Genomic DNA, 3,130 nt, shown 5'->3' on the forward strand with positions numbered 1-3,130 from the left:
GGCGACGGGACCCGGACAAAGGTGCCGCGCCCGACCTCACCGCGCAACAGGGCGCGTTTCACCCCCTCGGCATAGGCGCGGCTGGTCGTATTGGGCGACAGGCCGAGCTGCCAGGCGAGCACGCGATGCGGCGGCAGGCACGCGCCCGCGGGCAAGTCGCCCGAGGCGATGTCCTCGGCCATCGCCGCGATGATCTGCAGATATTTCGGTCCGCGCCGCCCGCTCAGATCGGGATGCCAAATTGCGCGCAGATCAATGTTTTCCTTGTTTCGCATGTCACGAAAGATGCAGTTTTCATAGCAATCGATGCAATGATTTCAGGAACAATGCAATGTCGCCCCACGCCGCCCCGAAGGGCATCGCGCTTTCCTTCGGCTGCCTCGTTCTTCTGGGGATCATGCCCATCATTTCCAACTCCCGCCCCGACGGGGTCGGCGCTCTCGCCTTCGCGGCGGCGCTCTCCGTCTGGCAGGTCGTCTTCGCGGCGCCGGCTTTCGTGCTGGAATGGATGCGGGGCGACAGAGGCGTCTTCGGTGTCGCCATTCCCCCGCGCGAGACGGGACGCATGGCTGCCGTCGCGCTGATGACCGGGACGATGTTCGGCCTGTCGACGTATCTCTACGTGCTGGGGATCGAGAAAGCCGGCGCCACGAACGCGGCCATCGCCATTCAGGCCTATCCGCTCTTCGCCATCCTGTGGGAGACGCTGTTCCTCAAGCGGCGCAAGACCGCGGCGGAACTGGGCCTGACGGCGGTCCTGATCGGAACCCTCTATTATCTTGGAACCGGTGGAACGGGACGGGCGGCGACTCTCTCGGTCTGGTTTCTGGCCTCGCTCGCTGTCCCGCTCCTGTGGAGCGTCGCCCATGTGATCATCAAGGAGGAACTGGGCCGCACGCCGGTGACGCCGGTGCAGGTCACCTTTGTCCGTGTTGCGATCTCGACCCTCTTCCTCCTCGCCTTGCTCGCCGCCACGACGGGCCGTTCCGTCCTGCCCGCGCTTGTTGCGGCCGTCTCGCAGCCGACGGCGATCCTTATGGGGCTGGCCTATTACCTGGAACTGATCGTGTGGTTCCATGCGATCCGGCATATCGACGTGTCGCTGGCCAGTTCGATCACGACGCCCTGGCCGACGCTGACCTTGGCGCTCGCGGTCCCCTTTTTGGGCGAGAGGATCGCACCATACCAGATCGGAGCACTTGTCCTTGTCGTCCTGTGCATTTACGGGTTGACCTGGGCCGGGCTTCGAAAAGCGGCCGCCGCGCGGGCGGTGGAAGCAAGCCCGTCATGAATGCCCGCATGTCTGTAAAAAGCCTTGCCGAGCGCGGGAAAGGAGAACCGGGCAATGGGCCATGCGATCGGCCATCGCTGCCTGGCGGTACGGGACATCGCGCAGGATGCAATCATCGAGCTGAATCTGCTGTACCCGAGCGGGGACGCGCCGCGCCTGCATCATGTCGGGTCGTACCCCGTGGAACTGGCGCGGGACGGGCGGCCGGTTCCGGGACCGCGTGCGCTGGTGGTGCTGTCGCATGGCGATGGCGGTACGCCCTGGGTCCATCGCGACCTGGCTATCGGGCTGGCGCGGCAGGGATTCGTCGTCGCCATGCCGAAACATCCGGGCAACAGCCTGAATGACAATGCGCTGGCGGGCAGCCTGTCCAATCTGGAAAATCGCCCGCGCCATCTGCGCCTGTGCGTCGATGCCGCCCTGGCCGACCCGATGATCGGGACGAATCTGGCGGCGCGGGTCGCGATGATCGGCCATTCCATGGGTGGCTATTCCGTGCTGGCGGCGGCGGGCGGCCAGCCCTGGAGCGGCGGGACCGACATGTCCGGCGGCCCGCCGCGGCCGATCGCGGTGACGCAGGACCGGCGCATCGCGGCGCTGGTGCTGCTGGCCCCCGCGACGCGATGGTTCGGCGCGCCGGGCGCGCTGTCGGGCGTGGACATGCCGATCCTGATGCGCTTCGCCGAGCACGATGCGCTGATCCCCCCCCGGCTGGCCGATATCGTGCGGCAAGGCGTGCCGGATGCCGGGCGCATCGCCTGCGGGCTGGTCGCGGGGGCCGGGCATTTTTCGTTCCTGAGTCCGTTTCCACCCCACCGGATCAGGCCGGATTTTCCGCCGTCGCAGGATCCGCCGGGTTTCGATCGGACGGCGTATCAGGCCGTACTGTTGGCCGAGATCGGGGAGTTCCTGCGCCGGACGATGAGGATCGACGAAAGAGGAGTCTGCGAAGCATGAAGAATATCCGGGATTTTTCCATTCGCGTCGACGATCTGACCGGCGCGCCGACACGGGCTTTGCTGGCGCTGCATCTGGCGGGCATGCGGGCCGGCACGCCGCCCGAACATGTCTTCGCGCTGGACCTGTCCGGTCTGCGCGATCCGGCGATCACGGTCTGGAGCGCGTGGGACGGTGCGGAGATCGCGGCGATCGGGGCCCTGCGGACCATGGATGACGGGACGGGCGAAGTGAAATCCATGCGCACCCACCCCGCGCATCTGCGCCGGGGCGCGGCCGCGGCGCTGCTGGATCATATCATCGCCGAAGCCAGGGCGCGGGGGATGACGCGGCTGAGCCTGGAGACGGGGTGCGGACCATCCTTCGCGGCGGCGCTGGCGCTGTATCGCCGGCGCGGATTCGTCGATGGGGCGGCGTTCGGGTCTTACATGCCCAGCGCGTTCAACCAGTTCCTGCATCTGGAATTATGAGGCGTGGACAGATGTCTTGGAAAATTTTCGAGACCGGAAGGCGGATCAGCCGCGCGACGATGCTGCCACTCTGCGTGGCGGCCTGCATGAAGCCGGAACGGAAGCGGGTGCTGAATCAGGCGGGGCGGGCGCGGCCGTACATGTTGGTCAGCACGACCCCGGCCATGACGATCGCGCCGCCGATCAGCGTGCGTGGGCTGGGGATCTCGCCGGTCAGGACGAAGGCCAGCACCAGGGTGGCCGGCGGCAGCAGATAGAGCAGCCCGGCCCCGCGCGCCGCCCCCATATGGCCGATGACGAAGGCCCAGGCGGCATAGCCGATCGCCGCGGGGAAGATGCCCAGTTCCAGCACCGCCGCCCAGCAGCGCGCGGGGGCGTGCGGCATGATGGCCAGGGCCTGCGGCAGCCAGGG

Annotated in this window: 5 protein-coding genes; 3 read left to right on the plus strand and 2 right to left on the minus strand. The window is 67.3% G+C overall.

Annotated features, from left to right (window positions below):
• Nucleotides 1-275 (minus strand): GntR family transcriptional regulator (locus HUK84_RS13420; protein ID WP_176640740.1); only part of this gene is annotated, 275 nt, incomplete at its 3' end.
• 56 nt (nt 276-331) lie between these two features.
• Between HUK84_RS13420 and HUK84_RS13425 the strand changes: the two genes are divergently transcribed.
• Genes HUK84_RS13425 through HUK84_RS13435 form a run of 3 tightly spaced genes read left to right on the plus strand, consistent with a single transcriptional unit; the run spans nt 332 to nt 2,718 of the window.
• Nucleotides 332-1,291 (plus strand): DMT family transporter, encoded by a 960-nt coding sequence (locus HUK84_RS13425; protein WP_176640741.1) that lies wholly within the window; start codon nt 332-334, stop codon nt 1,289-1,291.
• A gap of 54 nt (nt 1,292-1,345) precedes the next feature.
• Complete coding sequence (locus HUK84_RS13430) at nt 1,346-2,248, plus strand: alpha/beta hydrolase family protein (RefSeq protein WP_176640742.1); 903 nt, start codon at nt 1,346-1,348, stop codon at nt 2,246-2,248.
• Entirely contained in the window at nt 2,245-2,718 is a 474-nt protein-coding gene (locus tag HUK84_RS13435; RefSeq protein ID WP_176640743.1) for a GNAT family N-acetyltransferase, read from the plus strand. The genes HUK84_RS13430 and HUK84_RS13435 overlap by 4 nt, the downstream gene beginning before the upstream one ends.
• Nucleotides 2,719-2,833: 115 nt before the next feature.
• Here the strand turns inward: HUK84_RS13435 and HUK84_RS13440 are convergent.
• A partial coding sequence (locus HUK84_RS13440) for a DMT family transporter (RefSeq protein ID WP_176640744.1) occupies nt 2,834-3,130 on the minus strand: 297 nt, incomplete at its 5' end.

Origin of the sequence: Nguyenibacter vanlangensis (assembly GCF_013376155.1) — a bacterium.
GTDB lineage: Bacteria > Pseudomonadota > Alphaproteobacteria > Acetobacterales > Acetobacteraceae > Gluconacetobacter > Gluconacetobacter vanlangensis.

Coding starts and splice junctions, on each gene's coding strand:
- HUK84_RS13425 (WP_176640741.1), top strand. CDS start 332: ATGTCGCCCCACGCCGCCCCGAAGGGCATCGCGCTTTCCTTCGGCTGC.
- HUK84_RS13430 (WP_176640742.1), top strand. CDS start 1,346: ATGGGCCATGCGATCGGCCATCGCTGCCTGGCGGTACGGGACATCGCG.
- HUK84_RS13435 (WP_176640743.1), top strand. CDS start 2,245: ATGAAGAATATCCGGGATTTTTCCATTCGCGTCGACGATCTGACCGGC.